The 18,794-nt window shown below is 67.9% G+C and carries 21 protein-coding genes; 8 read left to right on the forward strand and 13 right to left on the reverse strand.

Annotated elements, in window-relative coordinates:
• Positions 1-12: 12 nt before the first annotated feature.
• From F3H32_RS00400 to F3H32_RS00420, 5 genes are all read right to left on the reverse strand, one after another.
• Positions 13-1,014 (reverse strand): branched-chain amino acid ABC transporter permease, encoded by a 1,002-nt coding sequence (locus F3H32_RS00400; RefSeq protein WP_149763398.1) that lies wholly within the window; start codon positions 1,012-1,014, stop codon positions 13-15.
• 3 nt (positions 1,015-1,017) lie between these two features.
• Positions 1,018-1,728: an ABC transporter ATP-binding protein gene (locus tag F3H32_RS00405; RefSeq protein WP_115756299.1), complete on the reverse strand. Its 711-nt coding sequence runs from the start codon at positions 1,726-1,728 to the stop codon at positions 1,018-1,020.
• Positions 1,728-2,606 carry an ABC transporter ATP-binding protein gene (locus tag F3H32_RS18170; protein WP_149763400.1) on the reverse strand — a complete coding sequence of 293 codons (879 nt, stop codon included), beginning with the start codon at positions 2,604-2,606 and terminating at the stop codon, positions 1,728-1,730. The genes F3H32_RS00405 and F3H32_RS18170 overlap by 1 nt, the downstream gene beginning before the upstream one ends.
• Before the next feature lie 103 nt (positions 2,607-2,709).
• The gene (locus F3H32_RS00415; protein WP_149763402.1) at positions 2,710-3,894 is read right to left on the reverse strand and encodes an ABC transporter substrate-binding protein; all 1,185 of its coding nucleotides are present in this window, start codon (positions 3,892-3,894) and stop codon (positions 2,710-2,712) included.
• 124 nt (positions 3,895-4,018) lie between these two features.
• The gene (locus F3H32_RS00420; RefSeq protein ID WP_149763404.1) at positions 4,019-5,029 is read right to left on the reverse strand and encodes a GlxA family transcriptional regulator; all 1,011 of its coding nucleotides are present in this window, start codon (positions 5,027-5,029) and stop codon (positions 4,019-4,021) included.
• Between the two features lie 120 nt (positions 5,030-5,149).
• Between F3H32_RS00420 and F3H32_RS00425 the strand changes: the two genes are divergently transcribed.
• Positions 5,150-6,556: a class II 3-deoxy-7-phosphoheptulonate synthase gene (locus tag F3H32_RS00425; RefSeq protein ID WP_149763406.1), complete on the forward strand. Its 1,407-nt coding sequence runs from the start codon at positions 5,150-5,152 to the stop codon at positions 6,554-6,556.
• 37 nt (positions 6,557-6,593) lie between these two features.
• Here F3H32_RS00425 and F3H32_RS00430 read toward each other — a convergent pair whose 3' ends face one another.
• Complete coding sequence (locus F3H32_RS00430; protein WP_149763408.1) at positions 6,594-7,361, reverse strand: PAS domain-containing protein; 768 nt, start codon at positions 7,359-7,361, stop codon at positions 6,594-6,596.
• A 193-nt stretch (positions 7,362-7,554) separates the two neighbouring features.
• On the opposite strand from F3H32_RS00430, the gene gmk reads away from it, so the two are divergent.
• Genes gmk through F3H32_RS00445 form a run of 3 tightly spaced genes read left to right on the forward strand, consistent with a single transcriptional unit; the run spans position 7,555 to position 9,760 of the window.
• Positions 7,555-8,187, forward strand: coding sequence for a guanylate kinase (gmk, locus tag F3H32_RS00435; RefSeq protein WP_188128553.1), 633 nt, complete (start codon positions 7,555-7,557; stop codon positions 8,185-8,187).
• Positions 8,184-8,711 (forward strand): gamma carbonic anhydrase family protein, encoded by a 528-nt coding sequence (locus F3H32_RS00440; RefSeq protein ID WP_149763410.1) that lies wholly within the window; start codon positions 8,184-8,186, stop codon positions 8,709-8,711. Before gmk ends, F3H32_RS00440 begins: the two co-directional genes overlap by 4 nt.
• Positions 8,708-9,760: an ATP-binding protein gene (locus tag F3H32_RS00445; RefSeq protein ID WP_149763412.1), complete on the forward strand. Its 1,053-nt coding sequence runs from the start codon at positions 8,708-8,710 to the stop codon at positions 9,758-9,760. Before F3H32_RS00440 ends, F3H32_RS00445 begins: the two co-directional genes overlap by 4 nt.
• Before the next feature lie 82 nt (positions 9,761-9,842).
• Here F3H32_RS00445 and purF read toward each other — a convergent pair whose 3' ends face one another.
• The 6 genes from purF to F3H32_RS00475 all read right to left on the reverse strand — a co-directional run bounded on the left by purF (position 9,843) and on the right by F3H32_RS00475 (position 15,801).
• On the reverse strand, positions 9,843-11,339 hold the full coding sequence (gene purF, locus F3H32_RS00450; RefSeq protein ID WP_149763741.1) for an amidophosphoribosyltransferase: 1,497 nt from the start codon (positions 11,337-11,339) through the stop codon (positions 9,843-9,845).
• 134 nt (positions 11,340-11,473) lie between these two features.
• Positions 11,474-12,085, reverse strand: coding sequence for a CvpA family protein (locus tag F3H32_RS00455; protein ID WP_149763414.1), 612 nt, complete (start codon positions 12,083-12,085; stop codon positions 11,474-11,476).
• Positions 12,086-12,127: 42 nt separating this feature from the next.
• Positions 12,128-13,492: a DNA repair protein RadA gene (gene radA / locus F3H32_RS00460; protein ID WP_149763416.1), complete on the reverse strand. Its 1,365-nt coding sequence runs from the start codon at positions 13,490-13,492 to the stop codon at positions 12,128-12,130.
• Positions 13,493-13,639: 147 nt separating this feature from the next.
• Entirely contained in the window at positions 13,640-14,830 is a 1,191-nt protein-coding gene (locus F3H32_RS00465) for a UbiH/UbiF family hydroxylase (protein ID WP_149763418.1), read from the reverse strand.
• Positions 14,831-14,878: 48 nt separating this feature from the next.
• Positions 14,879-15,076, reverse strand: a complete 198-nt coding sequence (locus tag F3H32_RS00470) for a hypothetical protein (RefSeq protein WP_149763420.1) — start codon at positions 15,074-15,076, stop codon at positions 14,879-14,881.
• 38 nt (positions 15,077-15,114) lie between these two features.
• A complete protein-coding gene (locus tag F3H32_RS00475) occupies positions 15,115-15,801 on the reverse strand; it encodes a pyrimidine 5'-nucleotidase (protein ID WP_149763422.1) in 687 nt (228 codons plus the stop codon).
• 65 nt (positions 15,802-15,866) lie between these two features.
• On the opposite strand from F3H32_RS00475, the gene F3H32_RS00480 reads away from it, so the two are divergent.
• Genes F3H32_RS00480 through F3H32_RS00490 form a run of 3 tightly spaced genes read left to right on the forward strand, consistent with a single transcriptional unit; the run spans position 15,867 to position 17,797 of the window.
• Positions 15,867-16,502 carry a GntR family transcriptional regulator gene (locus tag F3H32_RS00480; RefSeq protein WP_149763424.1) on the forward strand — a complete coding sequence of 212 codons (636 nt, stop codon included), beginning with the start codon at positions 15,867-15,869 and terminating at the stop codon, positions 16,500-16,502.
• Positions 16,502-17,125 carry a DNA-3-methyladenine glycosylase family protein gene (locus F3H32_RS00485; RefSeq protein ID WP_149763426.1) on the forward strand — a complete coding sequence of 208 codons (624 nt, stop codon included), beginning with the start codon at positions 16,502-16,504 and terminating at the stop codon, positions 17,123-17,125. Before F3H32_RS00480 ends, F3H32_RS00485 begins: the two co-directional genes overlap by 1 nt.
• 12 nt (positions 17,126-17,137) lie before the next feature.
• Entirely contained in the window at positions 17,138-17,797 is a 660-nt protein-coding gene (locus F3H32_RS00490; RefSeq protein ID WP_149763428.1) for an alpha/beta hydrolase, read from the forward strand.
• Between the two features lie 80 nt (positions 17,798-17,877).
• Here F3H32_RS00490 and F3H32_RS00495 read toward each other — a convergent pair whose 3' ends face one another.
• A complete protein-coding gene (locus tag F3H32_RS00495; protein ID WP_149763430.1) occupies positions 17,878-18,297 on the reverse strand; it encodes a VOC family protein in 420 nt (139 codons plus the stop codon).
• A gap of 26 nt (positions 18,298-18,323) precedes the next feature.
• Here F3H32_RS00495 and F3H32_RS00500 point away from each other — a divergent pair, with 26 nt between their 5' ends.
• On the forward strand, positions 18,324-18,722 hold the full coding sequence (locus F3H32_RS00500) for a DMT family transporter (protein ID WP_394349601.1): 399 nt from the start codon (positions 18,324-18,326) through the stop codon (positions 18,720-18,722).
• Positions 18,723-18,794 lie beyond the last annotated feature (72 nt).

Genomic DNA, 18,794 nt, shown 5'->3' on the forward strand with positions numbered 1-18,794 from the left:
GGAAAACCCCCTTCAGACGGATTTGCCGCGCAGCAGGCCGGTCGGCCGGAACAGCAGCACCACGATCAGGATCACGAAGCTGACCGCGAACTTGTATTCGGTGGACAGCAATTGCAGCAGGCCCTGGGGCTCGAACCCCAGATAGGTGGCGATCTTCTTCCAGGGATAGGTCACGGCCACCTCGGAAAAGGCGACGATGAAGCCGCCCGCGACCGCGCCCAGCGGGTTGCCAAGGCCGCCGACGATAGAGGCGGCAAAGATCGGCAGCAGGATCTGGAAATAGTTGAAGACCTTGAAGGACTTGTCCAGCCCGTAAAGCGTGCCCGCCGTCACCGCCAGCGCCGTGGCGATCAGCCAGGTCAGGCGCACCACCCGTTCGGGGTCGATGCCCGACAAGAGCGCCAGATCCTCGTTGTCGGAATAGGCCCGCATCGCCTTGCCGGCGCGCGAGCGGTTCAGGAACCGGAACAGCCCCCAGCAGGCCAGCGCCGTCACCACCAGGGTGATAAGCTGGCTGACCCGCAGCGACAGCCCCTCGGACAGGCCGGTCCAGTCGCGAAAGTCGCGCACGGTAAAGACGAAGCGCGCCCCGTCGTCAAAGCGGATCTCATCGACGCCGATGATCAGCCGCGTCAGCCCGTTCATGATGAACATCACCCCGACCGAGGCCATGACCAGGATGATCGGCGCCGAGCGCTTGCGGCGATAGAAGCGATAGACCGCGCGGTCGGTGCCTAGGATGAAGACCGCGCTGAGCGCGATGCCGAAGGGCAGGGCCAGCAGCGCGGTGGGCAGCGGGCCCAGGCCGATGCCCAGGGCTTGCAGCCCCCAGGTGATCAGGATCACCATCGCGGCGCCAAAGGCCATGGTGTCGCCATGGGCGAAGTTGGAAAAGCGCAGGATGCCATAGATCAGCGTCACCCCCAGCGCGCCAAGCGCCAGTTGCGCGCCGTAAGAGGCGGCGGGGATCACCACGAAGTTCAGGATGGCCACAAGGGCGTTCAGCAGGTCCATCTTTCAGCCCCCCAGGAAGGTGCGGCGGACCTCGGGGTCGGCCAGCAAAGCCTGCCCGCTGTCGGTGTAACGGTTGGCGCCCTGCACCAGCACATAGCCGATATCGGCGATTTCCAGCGCCTGCCGGGCGTTCTGTTCCACCATCAGGATGGAAATGCCGGTGCGGGCGACCTCGATGATGCGGTCGAAAAGCTCGTCCATGACGATGGGGCTGACGCCCGCCGTCGGTTCGTCCAGCATCAAGAGGCTGGGCCGGGTCATCAGCGCCCGGCCGACGGCGACCTGCTGGCGCTGGCCGCCCGACAATTCGCCGGCATTCTGCTTGCGCTTGTCGGCCACGGCCGGGAACAGGTCATAGACCTGTTCAAGGGTGCCGGTGAAATCGTCCTGCCGGATATAGGCGCCCATTTCCAGGTTTTCCTCGACCGTCATGGTCGGGAAGATGTTGTGGGTCTGCGGCACGAAGCCCATGCCCTTGCGCACCCGCTCTTGCGGGGTCAGGCCGGTAATATCCTCGCCCGCCAGCGTCACGCGGCCTTCGCGCAGGGCCAGCATGCCGAAGACCGCCTTCATCGCCGTGGATTTGCCGGCGCCGTTCGGGCCGACGATCACCGCGATCTGCCCCTTGTCCACGGTCAGGGTGCAGCCGTTCAGGATGTCGGCCTTGCCATAGCCGCCGCGCATGGCGGTGGCGGAAAGATAGGGTTCTGCCATCACATTCCCCCCGCCGGCTTGCCGTCGCCGCCCTGGCCCGCCTCGGCCCCCAGGCCGGGCTGGGCGCCGTGGCTTTCGCCAAAGGCGGCTTCCTCGGCCACTTCGGCCGCGACCTTGTTCTTGAGCCCGGTGCCAAGATAGGCTTCGATCACCGCCTCGTTCTTCATGATGCTGGAGGCGCTGCCCTGGGCCAGGACCTTGCCCGCCGCCATGACGATCACCGGGTCGCACAGCCGGCCGATGAAATCCATGTCGTGTTCGATCACGCAAAAAGTATAGCCGCGCTCCTTGTTCAGCCGCACGATGGCATCGCCGATGGTGCCCAGCAGCGTGCGGTTCACCCCGGCGCCGACCTCGTCCAGGAACACGATCCGGGCATCCACCATCATGGTGCGGCCCAGTTCCAGCAGCTTCTTTTGCCCGCCGGACAGGTTGCCGGCCTTTTCGTCGGCGACATGGGAAATAGTCAGGAACTCCAGCACCTCGTCGGCCTTTTTGCGCAGCGCGCGTTCCTCGGCGCGGATGCGGCCGCGGCGCAGCCAGGTGTTCAGCAGCGTCTCGCCGCATTGGCCGCCGGGGACCATCATCAGGTTCTCGCGCACCGTCATCGACGAAAACTCATGCGCAAGCTGAAAGGTGCGCAACAGCCCCTTGTGGAACAGTTCATGCGGCGGCAGGCCGGTGATATCCTCGCCCGCCATGGTGACGCGGCCGGAAGTCGGTTTCAAAACCCCGGCGATCACGTTGAAAAGGGTGGATTTTCCGGCGCCGTTCGGGCCGATCAAGCCGGTGATCGAACCTTTTTCGATGGTCAGGCTGGCGCCGTCCACGGCGCGGAAGCCTCCGAAATGCCTGTGCAGGTCGTGGACCTGGATCATAATGCTCCCCAGCTTCATGCGATGCATGAAGGATTACCCTTACGGGATTGTTTCTTTTTAAGAAAAGGGCCCGGAAACCCGGACCCTTCCTGATCGGGCGACCTTAGCGATAGCTGACCACGTTCAGCTTGCCGCCCTTGAAATCCACCTCGCGATAGACGCCGGCGCTTTCGCCCGGTTCGACCAGCTCGACCGAGGTGGCGCCGACATAGTCGATATCCGTGCCTGCGGCGAGCAGTTCCAGCCCCTTGGCCAGTTCGCCCGGATAGATCTTTTCGCCGGGGGCGTTGGCGATTTCCATCACCTTGTCCTTATAGACCTTGGGGTCCGAAGACTTGGCGGCCTGCATGGCCAGAAGCATCAGCGCGCTGGCATCATAGGATTCGCCGGCATAGGCCGAGGTGCCGTCGAAGCCCGCTGCGGTGGCGAGTTCGGCGAACTTGTCATGGCCTTCGCCCTCGGCCGAGGGGTTCTGGCCGAACGAGGTTTCCAACTGCGCGCCGAACTTGTCGGCCAGGGTCTGGTTCACCATCCCGTCGGGCAGCACGAAGGTTTCGAAGGCGCCCGTGTCCAGCGAACCCTGGATAACGCCCGAGCCGCCCTGGTCGGCATAGCCGGCGACGACCAGCGCATCGCCGCCCGCCGCGGCCAGCGCCGCGACCTCGGCCGAATAGTCGGCCTTGCCGTCGTCATGGGCCGAAACCACGGTGATTTCGCCGCCCTTGTCCTTGTAGGCCTGGGCAAAGCTGTCGGCCAGGCCCTTGCCATAGTCGTTGTTGGTATAGGTCACGGCGACACTGTTGATGCCGCGTTCCAGCACGATATCGGCCATGACTTCGCCCTGGCGCGCGTCCGAGGGCGAGGTGCGGAAGAAGAAGCCCTTGTCGTCGATGGTCGAAAGCGCCGGCGAGGTCGCCGAGGGCGAGATCATCACTACGCCCTGCGGCACGCCCACCTGTTCCAGCGAGGCGATCGCTTCGCCCGAACACATGCCGCCCATGACGCCCCGGACCCCTTCGGCAGTGACCAGGCGGGTGACGGCGGCGACCGAGGCGGCCGCGTCGATGCAGGTGTTGTCCGCCACCACCGGCGTCACGGTCGAGCCGTCCAGCAGCTTGCCGCTGTCCGAGACCTCTTTCATCGCCAGTTCCGCGGCCTTCTGCATGGCTGGCGCGATGGATTCCAGGGGGCCGGTCAGGCCCAAAGAGATGCCCATCTTGATTTCCTCGGCACCGGCTGCGCCGGCCAGCAAGGCTCCGGCGGCGCTGGCCAGAAGAAGCTTTTTCATCAGTCGTCTCCCTGAGTGGAACATTGTCCTGTCTGACAGGTTATAAGCGCCCGAATGAAAAGAAAAGCGTGTTGGCGGCTGGATAAAACGGCAATTCCGGCGCTGTGCCGCAACGGAAGACCGGCTATTGGGCAGCGGCCGCGCCCCGTTCGCGATAGGGGGTGCAGCCATAGGTCGCACGGTAGCATTTCGAAAAATGCGCCGCCGAGCCGAAGCCGCAGGCCAGCGCGATCTCCATCACGCTCATCCGGGTCTGGCGCAGCAGGTGATGTGCGCGTTCCAGGCGCAGTTCCATGTAATGCCGCTTGGGCGAGCGGCCCAGATGGCGCGCGAACAGCCGTTCCAGTTGCCGCGGCGACAGCCCCGCTTCGGCGGCCAGCCGCGCCGGGCTGACCGGATCCTCGATATTGGCTTCCATCCGGGCCAGGACCTGCGCCAGGCGGGGGTGACGGGCGACCATCCGGCCGGGGCTGGACATGCGCTGGTGATCCTGTTCCGACCGGATGGCGGCATGGATCAACTGGTCGGCCACGCGGCCCGCCAATGCCGCGCCATGGTCGCGGGCGATCTGGTGCAGCATCAGGTCGATGGCGGCGGTGCCGCCGGCGGCGGTCAGCCGGTTGCCGTCCTCGACAAAGACGGTGCGGATCAGCGTCACATCGGGAAACCGCTCGGCAAAGCCGTCCTGGTTTTCCCAATGGATGGTCGCGCGGCGGCCGTCCAGCAGCCCGGCCTCGGCCAGCACCCAGGCGCCGGTGCAAAGCGCGCCGATGCGGGTGCCGCGCCGCGCCTCTCGGCGCAGCCAGGCCAGCACCGGCCGGCTGGCCGCGCGCTCGACATCCAGCCCGCCGCAGACCAGCAGCGTATCGTCGCGCCGCGTCTCGGCCAGCGGGCCGTCAAGAAGGATGCGCGCCCCGTTCGAGCAGGTGGCGGCCTCGGCCCGTTCGCCGATCAGCCGCCAATCGTAAAGCGCCCGCCCCGCAAGCCGGTTGGCCAGTCGCAGCGGCTCGATCGCGGCGGCAAAGGAAACCATGGTGAAGCGGTCCAGCAGCAGGAAGACATAGCGCCGCGTTCCGGTTGCCCCTGGCGCCGGCGGTTCCGAAACTGGAATGACTGCTGGAACGGGCTCTGGCATGTCGGTCGCGCATGTGCAATTCGCGCCAGATCAGCAGGCAATCGCGGCGCTTGCAAGGCTTTTCCTTTGGTCCTGCACGTTCTATATGGCACGCACCGCTTGCTACGGAAGGACAGGATCATGGCACCGAACAATTCCAGCCCCGCGACCCCGGCAAAGGCTTGGGACAAGCGCGGCTGGCGCGCCTATCCGCGCGTCCAGATGCCGGACTATCCCGACCAGGCCGCCATCGCCGCGGTCGAGGCGCAGCTTGCCAAATACCCGCCGCTGGTCTTTGCCGGCGAGGCGCGCCGGCTCAAGGCCGCGCTGGGGCAGGTCGCGGACGGCCGCGCCTTCCTGTTGCAGGGCGGCGATTGCGCGGAAAGCTTTGCCGAATTTTCCGCCGACAACATCCGCGACACCTTCAAGGTCATGTTGCAGATGGCCGTGGTGCTGACCTGGGGCGCGCAATTGCCGGTGGTCAAGGTCGGCCGCATGGCCGGCCAGTTCGCCAAGCCGCGCAGCACCCCCACCGAGACGATGGGCGAACAGGAACTGCCCAGCTATCGCGGCGACATCATCAACGGCTTCGACTTCACCCCCGAAGCGCGCATCCCCGACCCGCAGCGGATGCTGGCGGCCTATACCCAGGCGGCGGCCTCGCTGAACCTGCTGCGCGCCTTTTCGACCGGCGGCTATGCCGACATCCACCGGGTGCAAAGCTGGATCAGCGATTTCACCGGCGGCGAGGAAGCCGCGCGCTATCGCGACATCGCCGAGCGGATCAGCGACGCCATGGCCTTCATGGCGGCGGCTGGCGTGACTTCGGAAACCGCGCATGACCTGGGCAAGGTGGATTTCTACACCAGCCACGAAGCCCTGCTGCTGGAATATGAAGAGGCGCTGGCGCGCATCGATTCGACCACCGGCCTGCCGGTCGCGGGTTCGGGCCACATGATCTGGATCGGCGACCGCACCCGCCAGGTCGACGGCGCGCATGTCGAGTTCTGCCGCGGCGTGCAGAACCCGATCGGGCTGAAATGCGGCCCCTCGATCAGCGACAGCGACCTCAAGACGCTGCTGGCGCGGCTGAACCCGGAAAACGAGCCGGGCCGGCTGACGCTGATCGCGCGCTTTGGCGCCGGTTCGGTCGGCGACCACCTGCCGCGGCTGATCAAGGCCGTGCGCGAAGAGGGGGCGAATGTCGTCTGGTCCTGCGACCCGATGCATGGAAACACCATCAAGTCGGCCTCGGGCTTCAAGACCAGGCCCTTCGATTCGGTGCTGCGCGAAGTGCGCGAGTTCTTTGCCGTCCACCGCGCCGAAGGCACCATCCCCGGCGGCGTGCATTTCGAGATGACCGGCCAGGACGTCACCGAATGCACCGGCGGCGTGCGCGCCGTCACCGACGAGGACCTGTCGAGCCGCTATCACACCGCCTGCGACCCGCGGCTGAATGCCAGCCAGTCGCTGGAGCTGGCCTTCCTGGTGGCCGAGGAACTGCACAACCGCCGCATCAACGGCAACAGGCAGGTCAAGGCCGGCTGACCGGCCCGGCGCGCGGCCAGGCCGCCGCCCGCGCGGGTCAGGACCGCGGCGGGCGGGGTTGGCCCGGCTTGCCGTTGCTGATCACGCGAAAGCGGGCGCGGCGCGCGGCGGGGCTGCCGTCATCGGGCGGGGCGTCCTGGTCCGGCCGCCCCTTCCACCGCTGCGGCGCATCGGCAAAGCCCGGATGCGACGGCGACGGCTCCAGCACCCTGGCGCCGGGGATGACCGGGAATTCGGCATCCGAAACCAGGTCGAAGCGGCGCGGGCTTTCGCCCATCTCGCCCTCGGCCACCAGCCCGCCAAGGGCGCGTGTCACATCCCCCAGGTCGGATCGCAGCGGCAACAGCAGCATCCGCCCGACCAGCGCCGGGCGGCCATAGCCGGCCGGAGAGCCAAGCGCCAGTTCGGCGATTTGCGGCGCGCGGAACACGCTTTCCAGAACGTCCGAAAGCCGGCCGCGCGAACTGGTATTCAGCAGGGCGCAAAGCGGCATGCCGCGCACCTCCATGCCCATCAGGTCGACAAGGTGGCGTCCGGCCAGCCGGAAGCGGGCCGCGCCGGGGGCGATGCGTTCCAGGATAAAGGCATAGTCCAGGGACCGGCGAATCCCCCGTGGCTCGACGTCGGCGCGGTCGGGGATGGCGCGGCCGTGGCGCAGCCCTTCCCAATAGCCGCGCAACTCGCCCAGGATGCGGTCCATCTGCACGGGTTCGTAATCGGAAAGCCGCAGCAGCCTGCCGGGCCGGCCATGCGGCGGGCCGGGCTTGTGCGGGGGGTTCCCGTCCTGTCCCTGATCGTCCGACATCCGCCTCGCCTTGACCGCCCAACCGTGCAACATGGTACTGCTGGAAATCTAGACCTTTCCTTTCCGCCTGCCGAGCGAATTCTTTCCCGATGGTTAAAAACCCGGCCCCAGGCGGCGGCGCGGGGGCTTGACCCGGCCCGTGGGCGGGGCCATTCAGGCGGCGCTGGAACGGCATGGGGCAGGCGCGATGGAGATGGAGCGGAGCGGACTTCTGGTGATCCTGTCCTCGCCCTCGGGGGCGGGCAAGTCGACGCTGGCGCGGCGGCTGATGGACTGGGATCCTGGCTTGCGCTTTTCCGTCTCGGCCACCACCCGCAAGCCGCGTCCCGGCGAGGCCGAGGGCGAGCATTACTATTTTCGCAGCGCCGCCGAATTTCGCGCCATGGTCGCCGCGGGCGAGATGCTGGAACATGCCGAGGTTTTCGGCAATTTCTACGGCACCCCCCGCACCCCGGTCGAAGAGGCGATGCGGGCGGGGCGCGATACGCTGTTCGATGTCGACTGGCAGGGCGGGCAGCAGATCCGCGCCTCGTCGCTGGGCGGGCATGTCGTGTCGATCTTCGTGCTGCCGCCCAGCCTGGCCGAGCTGGAGCGCCGGCTGGTCGGTCGCCAGCAGGACGCGCCCGAGGTCATCGCCGCCCGCATGCGCAAAAGCCGCGATGAGATCAGCCATTGGGCGGAATACGACTATGTCATCGTCAATGACGACGTCGAGCGCAGCGTCGAGGCGCTGAAGACCATCCTGAAAGCCGAGCGGATGCGCCGGGCCCGGCAGGTGGGACTGGGCCCCTTTGTCCGCGCCCTCATGGAAGAGGAAAACGCATGATCTGGGATCTGGACGGTATCGCGCCAGAAATCGCCGCGGACGCCTGGGTGGCGCCGGATGCGCAGCTTATGGGCCGGGTCGTGCTGGAACCGGGCGCCAGCGTCTGGTTCGGCGCCGTGCTGCGCGGCGATAACGAGGAAATCCGCGTCGGCCGCAATTCGAACGTGCAGGACCTGGTCGTCTGTCATACCGATATCGGTTTTCCGCTGAGCATCGGCGCGAACTGCACCATCGGCCACCGGGCCATCCTGCATGGCTGCACCATCGAGGACGGCGCGCTGATCGGCATGGGCGCGATCATCCTGAACGGGGCGCGGATCGGCGCCGGCTCGCTGATCGGCGCCGGTGCGCTGGTGGCCGAAAACAAGGTGATCCCGCCCGGTTCGCTGGTCATGGGCGCGCCCGGCAAGGTGGTGCGCGAACTGGACGAGACGGCGCGGGCGCGGCTGCTGAAATCGGCCGAAGGCTATCGCCGCAACGCCGCGCGCTTTCGCGCCGGGCTGACCGCCGCATTCGAAGGATGATCGAGACGCGGCTGCATGCGCTTTTGCGCGGCGTGCCGGTGGCCATGCTGGCGGTGGACGGCCAGGCGCGCATCATCGGCGCCAACGAGGCGGCCGAGGCGCTTTTGGGCGCGGTGCCGGGCGGGCGGCCCTTTGTCACCGTGCTGCGTCATCCTGAAGTCAACGCGGCGCTGGAGGCGGTTCTTTCGGGGCAAGAGCGCGCCCGGCTGAATGTCGCCCTGGGCGCGGCCGATCGGCGGATGTTCTGCGAGGTGACGGTCACGGCCCTGGCGGCGCCCGGCCTGACCGGGGCCGCGGTGGCGATCGAGGACCGTTCCCGCGACGAGGAAATCGAACAGATGCGCCGCGATTTCGTCGCCAATGTCAGCCATGAACTGCGCACGCCGCTGACGGCGCTGATGGGGTTCATCGAAACCTTGCGCGGCCCGGCCCGCAACGACCCCGCCGCCCGCGACCGCTTCCTGGACATCATGGAGCGCGAGGCGGGGCGGATGAACCGGCTGGTCGCCGATCTTCTGTCGCTAAGCCGGGTCGAACAGGACGAGCGCCGCCGCCCCGCGCAAGGCCTGGACCTGGCGGCGCTGCTGCGCGGCGTGGCGGCGACGCTGGCCCCGGCCGCCGCCGCGGCCCAGGTGCGGCTGGAGATGCAGGGCGCCGACGGGCAGGTGATGGTGCCGGGCGATGCCGACCAGCTTGTGCAGGTCTTTCACAACCTGATCGAGAATGCGGTGAAATACGGTGCCGCCGGCGGGGTGGCGACCGTGACGCTGGAACGGCTGGCGCATGAGCCGGTGCTGCGCGGCCCTGCCTGGTCGGTCTGCGTCGCCGACCAGGGCGAGGGGATCGACCCCCAGCACCTGCCGCGCCTGACCGAGCGGTTTTATCGCGTCGACACGCATCGTTCACGCGAACAGGGCGGCACCGGGCTGGGTTTGGCCATCGTCAAGCATATCGTGAACCGCCACCGCGGCCGGCTGCGCATCGAAAGCGAACGCGGGCAGGGCAGTCGCTTTACCGTCATCCTGCCCGAACAGGTCGGCCGCATCTGACCGGCAAATGGCAGGGGGCGGACATGAAAAAGGCGGAGAAAATCCCCGCCTTCGTCAACATCCGCCGTCCCGGCTGCCGCGATCACTCGGCGGCGTGGCCGGTGACCGAACGCGCCGCACAGTTGGATTTCATGCGGAAGCCGCGTTCCAACTGGTCAAAGGGCGCCACCGGATATTCGCCCGAGAAACAGGCGTCGCAATATTGCGGGCAGGACTTGTTGCGGCCCTGCGGCTCGCCCACGGCGCGATAAAGCCCGTCCAGCGATACAAAGGCCAGGCTGTCGACGCCGATCCAGTCGCGCATCTCTGCCTCGGACATCTGCGCGGCCAGAAGCTTGTCGCGGTCGGGGGTGTCCACGCCGTAAAAGCAGGGCCAGGCGGTCGGCGGGCTGGCGATGCGGAAATGCACCTCGGCCGCGCCGGCATCCAGGATCATGTCCTTGATCTTGCGGCTGGTCGTGCCGCGCACCACCGAATCGTCCACCAGCACCACCCGCTTGCCCTTGACCAGCGCGCGGTTCACGTTCAGCTTCAGCCGCACGCCCATATTGCGGATCTGCTCGGTCGGCTCGATGAAGGTCCGGCCCATGTATTGGTTGCGGATGATGCCCATGCCAAAGGGAATGCCGCTTTCATGGGCATAGCCGATGGCGGCCGGGGTGCCGCTGTCGGGCACGGGACAGACAAGGTCGGCATCGACCGGGGCCTCGCGCGCCAGTTCCACGCCGATCTGGCGCCGCGTCTCATAGACGGAACGGCCGCCGATGATCGAATCGGGGCGCGAGAAATAGACATGTTCGAAGATGCAGAACCGGCCGGTCGAGGGGCCGAAGGGGCGCGAGCTTTCGATCTCGCCCTTGGAGATCACCACCATTTCGCCCGGCTCGATCTCGCGCAGGAACTCGGCGCCGATGATGTCGAGCGCGCAGGTTTCCGACGCCAGCACGAAACCGTCATCGCCGATCCGGCCCAGCACCAGCGGCCGCACGCCCAAGGGGTCGCGCACGCCGATCAGCTTGGTGCGGGTCATGGCGATGACGCTGAACGCGCCCTCGACCCGGCGCAGCGCATCCTTCATCCGTTCGGGGATGTTGCGCTGGATGGACCTTGCCATCAGATGGATGATGCATTCGCTGTCGGACGAGGACTGGAAGATCGAGCCGCGCTCGATCAGTTCGCGGCGCAGCGCCATGGCATTGGTGATGTTGCCGTTATGCGCGATGGCGCAGCCGCCCATGGCGAATTCGCCGAAAAAGGGCTGCACGTCGCGGATCGCGGTCGCCGCCTTGGTCCCGGCGGTGGAATAGCGGACATGGCCGATGGCAAGAGAGCCGGGCAGCGTCTCCATCAGGCCCTGCTTGGTGAAATTGTCGCGCACATAGCCAAAGCGGTGGGCGCTGTTGAAGCCGTGTTCGGCATCATGGGCGATGATGCCGCCGGCCTCCTGCCCGCGGTGCTGCAAGGCATGCAGCCCCAATGCGACGAAATTGGCGGCATCCGTCACTCCGATCACGCCGAACACGCCGCATTCTTCATGCAGGCGGTCGGAATCGAAGGGATGGGCAAGGAATGGCTGCATCATCACCGACTCTTGGGGCTATTCCGGGGCTGTCTACGGGAGGGCTCGACGTCAATCTAGGGTGTCGGGCCGACGAAGTCACGCCCCCCGGCCGATCCAGGGGACGATTTATGTCACAAAAAGGCTATATGGCCTTAATTCGCAGGTGCGGCCGGGGCGGGGGGCGGCGTCTGCGCGTCGACCGGCTGGCCGGTGGGGGCACAGCTGCGCACCAGTTGTTCATAGCGGCTGACGACCCAGCCCGGCGCGTCCTGCGGGATCTGCTGGTCCATCTGGCCGCGCATCCGCTCGAACACCTGGGCCGAGCGGGAATTGTCCACCACCGCGACCGGCTGGCTGGTCATCACCCGGTCGTAGACGATGAAGGCGATGGCGACCAGCAGGATGCCGCGCGCCACGCCGAACAGGAACCCCATGCCCTGGTCCACGCCCCCCAGCGCCGACCGCTGCACGACCGACGAGAACAGCGGCGTGATGATGGAAAACAGCACCAGCGCCAGGGCAAAGACCGCGGCAAAGCCGGCAATGGTGGCCAGTTCGCAACTGTCGGCCAGGAATTTGTTCAGCCCCGGCACCTGCGCCACCATCGGCCGCACCGTCGGCGCGAAGATGAAGGCCAGCACCGCCGCGCCGATCCAGCCCAGGATCGCCAGCGATTCGCGCACGAAGCCGCGCGCATAGGCCAGGATCGCCGAGAGGATGATCACGACGGCGACAATGCCGTCGATGATGGTGAATCCGTCCATTTCACGCCCCTTTTGCGGCTTTGTCCGCGCTTGGGAACAAGATCATCCGGCGCCGAATGTCTCGCCCACGAAACCAGTCAGATCCGCGATACGGTCGATCCGCATCGCGGCCAAGCCCTCGACCTTGGTGGCCGAAGGCAGGATTGCCCGTGAAAAACCAAGTTTCTGCGCCTCTTTCAACCTGTTTTCGGCCTGCGCCACCGGCCGCAGCGCGCCGGAAAGGCTGATCTCGCCGAAAAGCACCGCCTCGGCGGGCAGCGCGACATCTTCGCGCGCGCTCAGCAGGGCTGCGGCGATGGCCAGGTCGGCGGCGGGCTCGTTGACGCGCATCCCCCCGGCGACGTTGAGAAAAACGTCAAGGCCGGCAAAGGGGATGGCGCAGCGCGCCTCGAGCACCGCCAGGATGGTCGAGACCCGGCCGCCGTCCAGCCCCACCACGGTTCGGCGGGGACTTGCCAATGTCGAGGGGGCGACCAGCGCCTGCACCTCGGTCAGCACCGGGCGGGTGCCCTCGATGCCGGCGAAGACCGCCGAGCCGGCGCTGGCCTCGCCGCGTTCGGACAAGAACAGCGCCGAAGGGTTCGCGACTTCGGAGAGCCCGCCGCCGGTCATTTCGAAGACGCCGATCTCGTCCGCCGGGCCGAAGCGGTTCTTGTGGGCGCGCAGGATGCGGAACTGGTGGCCGCGCTCGCCCTCGAAATAAAGCACGGTGTCCACCATATGCTCGACCACGCGGGGGCCGGCGATCTGCCCCTCCTTGGTGACATGGCCGACCAGGATGACGGCGGTGCCGCGGCGCTTGGCGAAGGTCACGAGTTCATGCGCGGCTGCGCGGACCTGCGCGACCGAACCGGGCGCGGCCTCGATCCGGTCGGACCAGAGCGTCTGGATCGAATCGATCACCGCGACATCGGGCCGCTCGGCATCCAGCGTGGTCAGGATGTCGCGCAAGGCGGTCTCGGCGCCCAGCCGCACCGGCGCGTCGCCCAGCCCCAGGCGCTGCGCGCGCATGCGGACCTGGGCGCTGGCTTCCTCGCCCGAGACATAGATCGCCTGCTGGCCGGCGCGGGCAAAGGCCGCGGCGGCTTGCAAGAGCAGGGTGGACTTGCCGATGCCCGGATCGCCGCCGACCAGGATGGCCGAGCCGGGCACCAGCCCGCCGCCCAGCACCCGGTCAAGCTCGGCAATGCCCGAATGGGCGCGCGGCGGCGGCGCCTCTTGCGTGGCAAGCCCCGATAGCGGGATCGGCTTGCCCTTGAGCGTGCCCAGGCCGCGGCCGGGACCCTGGGACAGCGGCGCTTCCTCGATAATGGTGTTCCAGGCGCCGCAGGCGTCGCAGCGGCCGGCCCATTTGCGGTGGCTGGCACCGCAGGCAGTGCAGGTGAAGGCGGAGATCGGTTTGGCCATGACCGTTATCTGGCAGATTGCGCGGGCGCGCGCCAGCCGGGAAGGGCGGGGCCGGCGGCGCGGTCGCTTGGGTATTGGGGGACCGAAGAAGCCGGGTCGCGCCAGGGGGCGCGGCCGGATGAGTATTTGGGAAACGGTGAAAGTGGCTCAGCTCACGCCCAGGCCGGCGCGCATCATGACGCGGCGCAGCGGCGGGGCGGCATAGAGCCCGCCCAGGGCCGCGGCGCGCAGGTCGCGCAGGGGCCGGGCCGAGATCATGCTGGCGCGGTTCAGCGCGTCGATGCCCAGAAGCCGGGCCAGCGCCTCGGGGCGGCGGCGGCGTTCATAGGCGGCAAGCGACCGGGCGCTGCCCGGATCGCCCGCGGAAAGGTCGATCAGCGCCGCCAGATCGGCAAGGCTCATGTTCAGGCCCTGGGCGCCGATGGGCGGGACGACATGCGCCGCCTCGGCGATCAGGGCCGTGCGCGGGCCGGTGAAGCGGTCGGCGATCTGGCTGATGATCGGCCATTCGGTCAGCCGCGTCGCCTGGGTCAGATGGCCCAGAACGCCGGCCGAGCGGCGGTTCAGCTCGGCCTCGAATGCCTCGCGTGGCAGGGCGCGCAGGCGCGCGGTTTCCGGCCCCCGCTCCATCCAGACCACGGCAGAGGAGGGCTTGCCGTCGCGGTCGGGCAGCGGCACCAGCGTGAAGGGGCCGCCCGAGCGGTGGATCTCGGTCGAGACGTTGTCATGCGGGCGTTCATGGGTGACGGCGAAGGCCAGCGCCTTTTGCCCGTAGCGCAGCGTCCGCGTGCCGATGCCGAGCGCTTCGCGGGTGGGCGAGTTGCGCCCGTCGGCGCCGATCACCAGCCGGGCCCGGATGCGGCGGCCGTCGGTCAGCGTCGCCAGCGCCTCGGCATCGCGGGCCAGCAGGGCTGCGGTGCCGGTGCCGGGCAGGAAGCGGACATTGTGCAATTCGGTCAGGCGGGCCGAGATTTCCCGCTTCAACAGCCAGTTCGGCAGGTTCCAGCCGAAAGGTTGGTCCGAGATTTCGGCGGCGTCGAATTCCCGGCTTAGCCGCGCCTGCGCCAGCTTTCCGCCGGCGTCGATGATGCGCATCACCTGCAATGGCGTGGCATGGGGGGCAAGGCGGTCCCACAGCCCCGCCGCCCGCAACACCGCGATCGAGGGATGCAGAAAGGCGGTGCTGCGCAGGTCGGAGCCCTGGGCGCCCTCTTCGGTCACGGGCGGCGCGGGGTCGACGCAGGTGACGCTATGCCCCTTGCTGCCAAAGGCCGCGGCCGCGATCAGCCCGGCGATGCCGCCGCCGGAGACAAGAATGTCGGTATCGTCGATCTGCATGTCCGGGCCGGGGTTGGGAAAGAGGGCTGCGTTGCGGGGTCGGCCGGGTCAGAACCCGGCCGCATAGGCGGCGAGCATCACGAACATCAGCACGGTTCCCGCCAGCCCGATCAGGCCAAGCGCCGGCAGGCCCCAGATCAGGATGCCGACCACCGCCAGCACGACGACCATCAGCGCGAAGAGATAGAGGAAGGTTGCGGTGCGGGCCTCGGACCGGGCCTGGGCGGGGGTGAGTGGTTCGGACATGCGCGTTCCCTGTGTTGTGGTTTGCTGTCGGCGGAACCTCAGATTTTACCCAGCCCGCCGCCTGCGGCAAGCCCGCGCAGGAAGGCGCCAAGATCGCCGGTGCGGTGATGCACATGCGGGCCGTGGTCGTGATCCTGGGCCAGTTCGTCGGGGCCATGGCGGCCCGGTCCGACCAGAATCGTCCGCATTCCAAGCTGATGCGGGACCGCAAGGTTCCTGGGATCGTCCTCGAACATGGCGGCCTGGGCGGGGTCGAAGCCTTCGGCGGACAGGACTGCGGCATAAGCGCGCGGGTCGGGCTTGGGGTGGAAATCCGCCTCTTCGACGCCGTGGATGGCGTCGAAGACCGCCAGCCCGCGATGATCCAGCACCCGCGCGGCATAGGCGCTGTCGCCATTGGTGTGGACGATCTTGCGGCCGGGCAGGGCGGCGATCAGCCCGGCCAGTTCCGGGTCGGGCGTCAGCGCCGAGAAGTCGATGTCGTGGACTTCGCGCAGATAGGGCAGCGGATCGACGCCATGCTCGGCCATCAGCCCGGCGAGGGTGGTGCCGTGCTTGCGCCAGTAATGGCTGCGCAGCCGGTCGGCTTCGGCCTTGGTCACGCGCAATTCGCGCATGACAAAGGCGGTCATGCGCTGCTCGATCTGGCCGAAAAGCCGGACCTCGGGCGCATAAAGCGTATTGTCCAGATCGAAGATCCAGGTGGTGACATGGCGAAATTCCATGGCCCTTGCCTAGACCGGCGGCATGGCGCTTGCAATCGTCGTTGCAACCGGGGATCGTGCCGCCCATGAAAGACGCCTATTCCCTGATCCTGTCGGCCATCGACAACGGCATCTATCGGCCCGGCGACCGGCTGGTCGAATCCGAACTGGCCGAGCGCTTTGGCGTGTCGCGCACCCCGGTGCGCGAGGCGCTGCAACGGCTGGAAACCCAGTCCATGCTGAAACGCGACGGGCGCAGCCTGATCGTCGCCACGCTGGATCACAACCAGCTGGCCGAGCTTTACACCGTGCGCGCCGAGCTGGAGGCGCTGGCGGCCCGGCTGGCCGCCCGCCACGCCACCCCCGAAGAGGTGCGCGTGCTGGCCGGCATGGTCGACGAGGATCGCGCCATCCTGGGCGATCCGCAGGCCCTGGCGCGGGCCAACCGCCGCTTTCACCACCAGATCCACCTGGCCTCGCACAACCGCTATCTGGTGCAGCAACTGAACCTGGTGCATCGCAGCATGGCCTTGATGGCGCGCACCAGCCTGGCGGCGCAGGGCCGCGACGTGGTGACGCTGGACGAGCATCGGGCCATCGTCGATGCCATCGCCGCCCATGACGGCGCGGCGGCGGAACAGGCGCTGCGGCACCATATCTCGATGGCCTTCGAGACCCGGCTGAAGGAAGAGGCGCGGCTGGCCGACGAGGAGCAGGGCTGATGCGCGAGATCCGCGCCCCCGCCGATCTGGAGGAAGGCGCGGCGCATCTGATGCGCGCCTGCCCGGTCTGGGCGCGGGAATTGCCGGCGCTGCTGCCGCTGGACTTGCGGCGCTGGCCCGAAGGGTTTACGGCGATCCGCGACGCCGTGGTCTCGCAGCAGATTTCGGCCCAGGCGGCGAGCGCCATCGCCGGGCGCATGGCCGCGGCTGGGCTGGCCGACGAGGCGGGGATCGCCGCCGCGGATGACGAGACGCTGCGCGCCCTGGGCCTGTCGCGGCCCAAGATCCGCTATCTGCGCGGCATCGCCCAGGCGGGCGTTGACTGGCCGGGTCTGCGCACGCTGCCCGATGACGAGGTGATCGCCCGGCTGACCGCCTTGCCCGGCATCGGGCGCTGGACGGCCGACATCTATCTGAAATTCGCGCTTGGCCGTGCCGATGCCTTCGCCTCGGGCGACCTGGCGCTGGCCGAGGCGGCGCGGCTGCTTTACGGCCTGCCCGAACGCCCGCGCCCGGCGGCGCTGGTCCTGCTGGCCGAGCCCTGGCGGCCGTGGCGGGCGGTTGCGGCGCGGGCGCTCTGGGCCTATTACCGGGTCGCGAAAGGGCGCGAGGGCGTCCGCTGAAAGGGGGACAAGATGCCGCGCGAGTTGAAATCCGAACGCAAGGGCCCGCGCCAGGCCGATTCGGTGGTGGTCTTCCTGCATGGCTACGGCGCCGACGGGGCCGACCTGCTGGGCCTGGCCGACCCGCTGGCGCCGCATCTGCCGGGCACCGCCTTCTATTCCCCGAACGCGCCCGAGCCCTGCGTGAACAATCCCATGGGCTATCAATGGTTTCCGATCCCCTGGCTTGACGGCTCGACCGACGAGCAGGCCCGCGCCGGGGCGGCGCAATCCTTCCAGGACATCAACGCCTTCCTGGACAAGGTGCTGGCGGATGAGGGGCTGGCCGCGGACCGGCTGGCGCTGGTCGGCTTTTCGCAAGGCACGATGATGGCGCTGGCCGTCGCCCCGCAGCGCGAGCAGGAGATGGCCGGGGTGGTCGGCTTTTCGGGCCGGCTGCTGGAACCCGAGCGTCCGGTCGAGGCGCGGGTCAAGCCGCCGGTGCTGCTGATCCATGGCGACCAGGACCCGATGGTGCCCTTTGAAAGCATGGGGATCGCGGGCGATGCGCTGCAAAAGGCGGGCTTTACCGTCTATGGCCATGTGATGAAGAACACCGGGCATGGCATTTCGCCCGACGGTCTGTCGGTGGCGCTGGCCTTTCTGAAGGAACGGTTCGCCGCGGGGTTGTAAGACTGGGGCCGGTTTCGCCCTTGGTTTCCCTGCGCTGCTATGCGCCATAGCCCGCGGGGGCGCGGCCGCCGCCGGACGGGTCAGGCCCAGATCGTGGGATCGGCGATCTCGATGGAGTTTCCGGCCGGATCGCGGAAATACAGCGACCGGCCACCTTGCGGCCAGATGAAATCGGCCTCGATCTCGACCCCCGACGCTTCCAGATGCGCGCGCCAGGCGTCGAACGTGCCCGGTTCCGCCGCCATGCAGAAATGCCCCGGACCGTCGCAGCCATGCGGCGGAACCGGCAGGCGGGCGTCGGGCCTGGGCGGCTCGCGCGTGGCGCTGGCGCAAAACACCAGCAGAACCTGCGCCCCGCAGCGAAAGAAGACGTGGCGGCCGGGCGCGCGGGCGATCTCGGCCAAGCCGATGACGCTGGTCCAGAACCGTGCGGCCTGGTCCAGGTCCTGGGCGTAAAGCGCCGATTCCAGCGTTCCGATCAGTTTGGGCGGTGTCGACATGCCGCCATCTTGCCTGCATTTGCGCGATGGGACCAGCCCGGCTTGACCTTGACCCCGGCCCGCGCGACAGCTTGCAGGTCGAAACAGGAACGGGCGGGAACGGCATGGCGTGGATCTATCTGGCCGTAGCGGGGCTTTTCGAGGTGGTCTGGGCCTTTTCCATGAAGCAATCCGACGGCTTTACCCGGCCGTGGCCGACCGCGATCACGATTGTCGGCATGGCCGCAAGCGTCTGGTTCCTGGCGCTGTCCATGAAGGTGCTGCCGCTTGGCACCGCCTATGTGATCTGGACCGGCATCGGCGCGATCGGCGCCTTTGCGCTGGGATTGGCGCTGCTTGGCGAATCGGCCGATCCGCTGCGGCTGCTCGCGGCCGGGCTGATCGTGGCCGGGCTGGTGCTGATGAAAATCGCCGCGCCGCAATGAGTTGTCATGCGCCTGTCATTGGCCGCGGCTATTTGTGCGCCCAGCATATATTCGGGGACTTGTCAGCCCGGT

The organism is Paracoccus thiocyanatus (assembly GCF_900156255.1).
Taxonomy (GTDB): domain Bacteria; phylum Pseudomonadota; class Alphaproteobacteria; order Rhodobacterales; family Rhodobacteraceae; genus Paracoccus; species Paracoccus thiocyanatus.

Coding starts and splice junctions, on each gene's coding strand:
- F3H32_RS00425 (WP_149763406.1), top strand. CDS start 5,150: ATGGCACCGAACAATTCCAGCCCCGCGACCCCGGCAAAGGCTTGGGAC.
- F3H32_RS00445 (WP_149763412.1), top strand. CDS start 8,708: ATGATCGAGACGCGGCTGCATGCGCTTTTGCGCGGCGTGCCGGTGGCC.
- F3H32_RS00465 (WP_149763418.1), bottom strand. CDS start 14,830: ATGCAGATCGACGATACCGACATTCTTGTCTCCGGCGGCGGCATCGCC.
- F3H32_RS00405 (WP_115756299.1), bottom strand. CDS start 1,728: ATGGCAGAACCCTATCTTTCCGCCACCGCCATGCGCGGCGGCTATGGC.
- F3H32_RS00455 (WP_149763414.1), bottom strand. CDS start 12,085: ATGGACGGATTCACCATCATCGACGGCATTGTCGCCGTCGTGATCATC.
- F3H32_RS00485 (WP_149763426.1), top strand. CDS start 16,502: ATGCGCGAGATCCGCGCCCCCGCCGATCTGGAGGAAGGCGCGGCGCAT.
- F3H32_RS00480 (WP_149763424.1), top strand. CDS start 15,867: ATGAAAGACGCCTATTCCCTGATCCTGTCGGCCATCGACAACGGCATC.
- F3H32_RS00420 (WP_149763404.1), bottom strand. CDS start 5,029: ATGCCAGAGCCCGTTCCAGCAGTCATTCCAGTTTCGGAACCGCCGGCG.
- purF (WP_149763741.1), bottom strand. CDS start 11,339: ATGCAGCCATTCCTTGCCCATCCCTTCGATTCCGACCGCCTGCATGAA.
- F3H32_RS00400 (WP_149763398.1), bottom strand. CDS start 1,014: ATGGACCTGCTGAACGCCCTTGTGGCCATCCTGAACTTCGTGGTGATC.
- F3H32_RS00470 (WP_149763420.1), bottom strand. CDS start 15,076: ATGTCCGAACCACTCACCCCCGCCCAGGCCCGGTCCGAGGCCCGCACC.
- F3H32_RS00495 (WP_149763430.1), bottom strand. CDS start 18,297: ATGTCGACACCGCCCAAACTGATCGGAACGCTGGAATCGGCGCTTTAC.
- F3H32_RS00415 (WP_149763402.1), bottom strand. CDS start 3,894: ATGAAAAAGCTTCTTCTGGCCAGCGCCGCCGGAGCCTTGCTGGCCGGC.
- F3H32_RS18170 (WP_149763400.1), bottom strand. CDS start 2,606: ATGATCCAGGTCCACGACCTGCACAGGCATTTCGGAGGCTTCCGCGCC.
- radA (WP_149763416.1), bottom strand. CDS start 13,492: ATGGCCAAACCGATCTCCGCCTTCACCTGCACTGCCTGCGGTGCCAGC.
- F3H32_RS00490 (WP_149763428.1), top strand. CDS start 17,138: ATGCCGCGCGAGTTGAAATCCGAACGCAAGGGCCCGCGCCAGGCCGAT.
- F3H32_RS00440 (WP_149763410.1), top strand. CDS start 8,184: ATGATCTGGGATCTGGACGGTATCGCGCCAGAAATCGCCGCGGACGCC.
- F3H32_RS00475 (WP_149763422.1), bottom strand. CDS start 15,801: ATGGAATTTCGCCATGTCACCACCTGGATCTTCGATCTGGACAATACG.
- F3H32_RS00430 (WP_149763408.1), bottom strand. CDS start 7,361: ATGTCGGACGATCAGGGACAGGACGGGAACCCCCCGCACAAGCCCGGC.
- F3H32_RS00500 (WP_394349601.1), top strand. CDS start 18,324: ATGGGACCAGCCCGGCTTGACCTTGACCCCGGCCCGCGCGACAGCTTG.
- gmk (WP_188128553.1), top strand. CDS start 7,555: ATGGAGCGGAGCGGACTTCTGGTGATCCTGTCCTCGCCCTCGGGGGCG.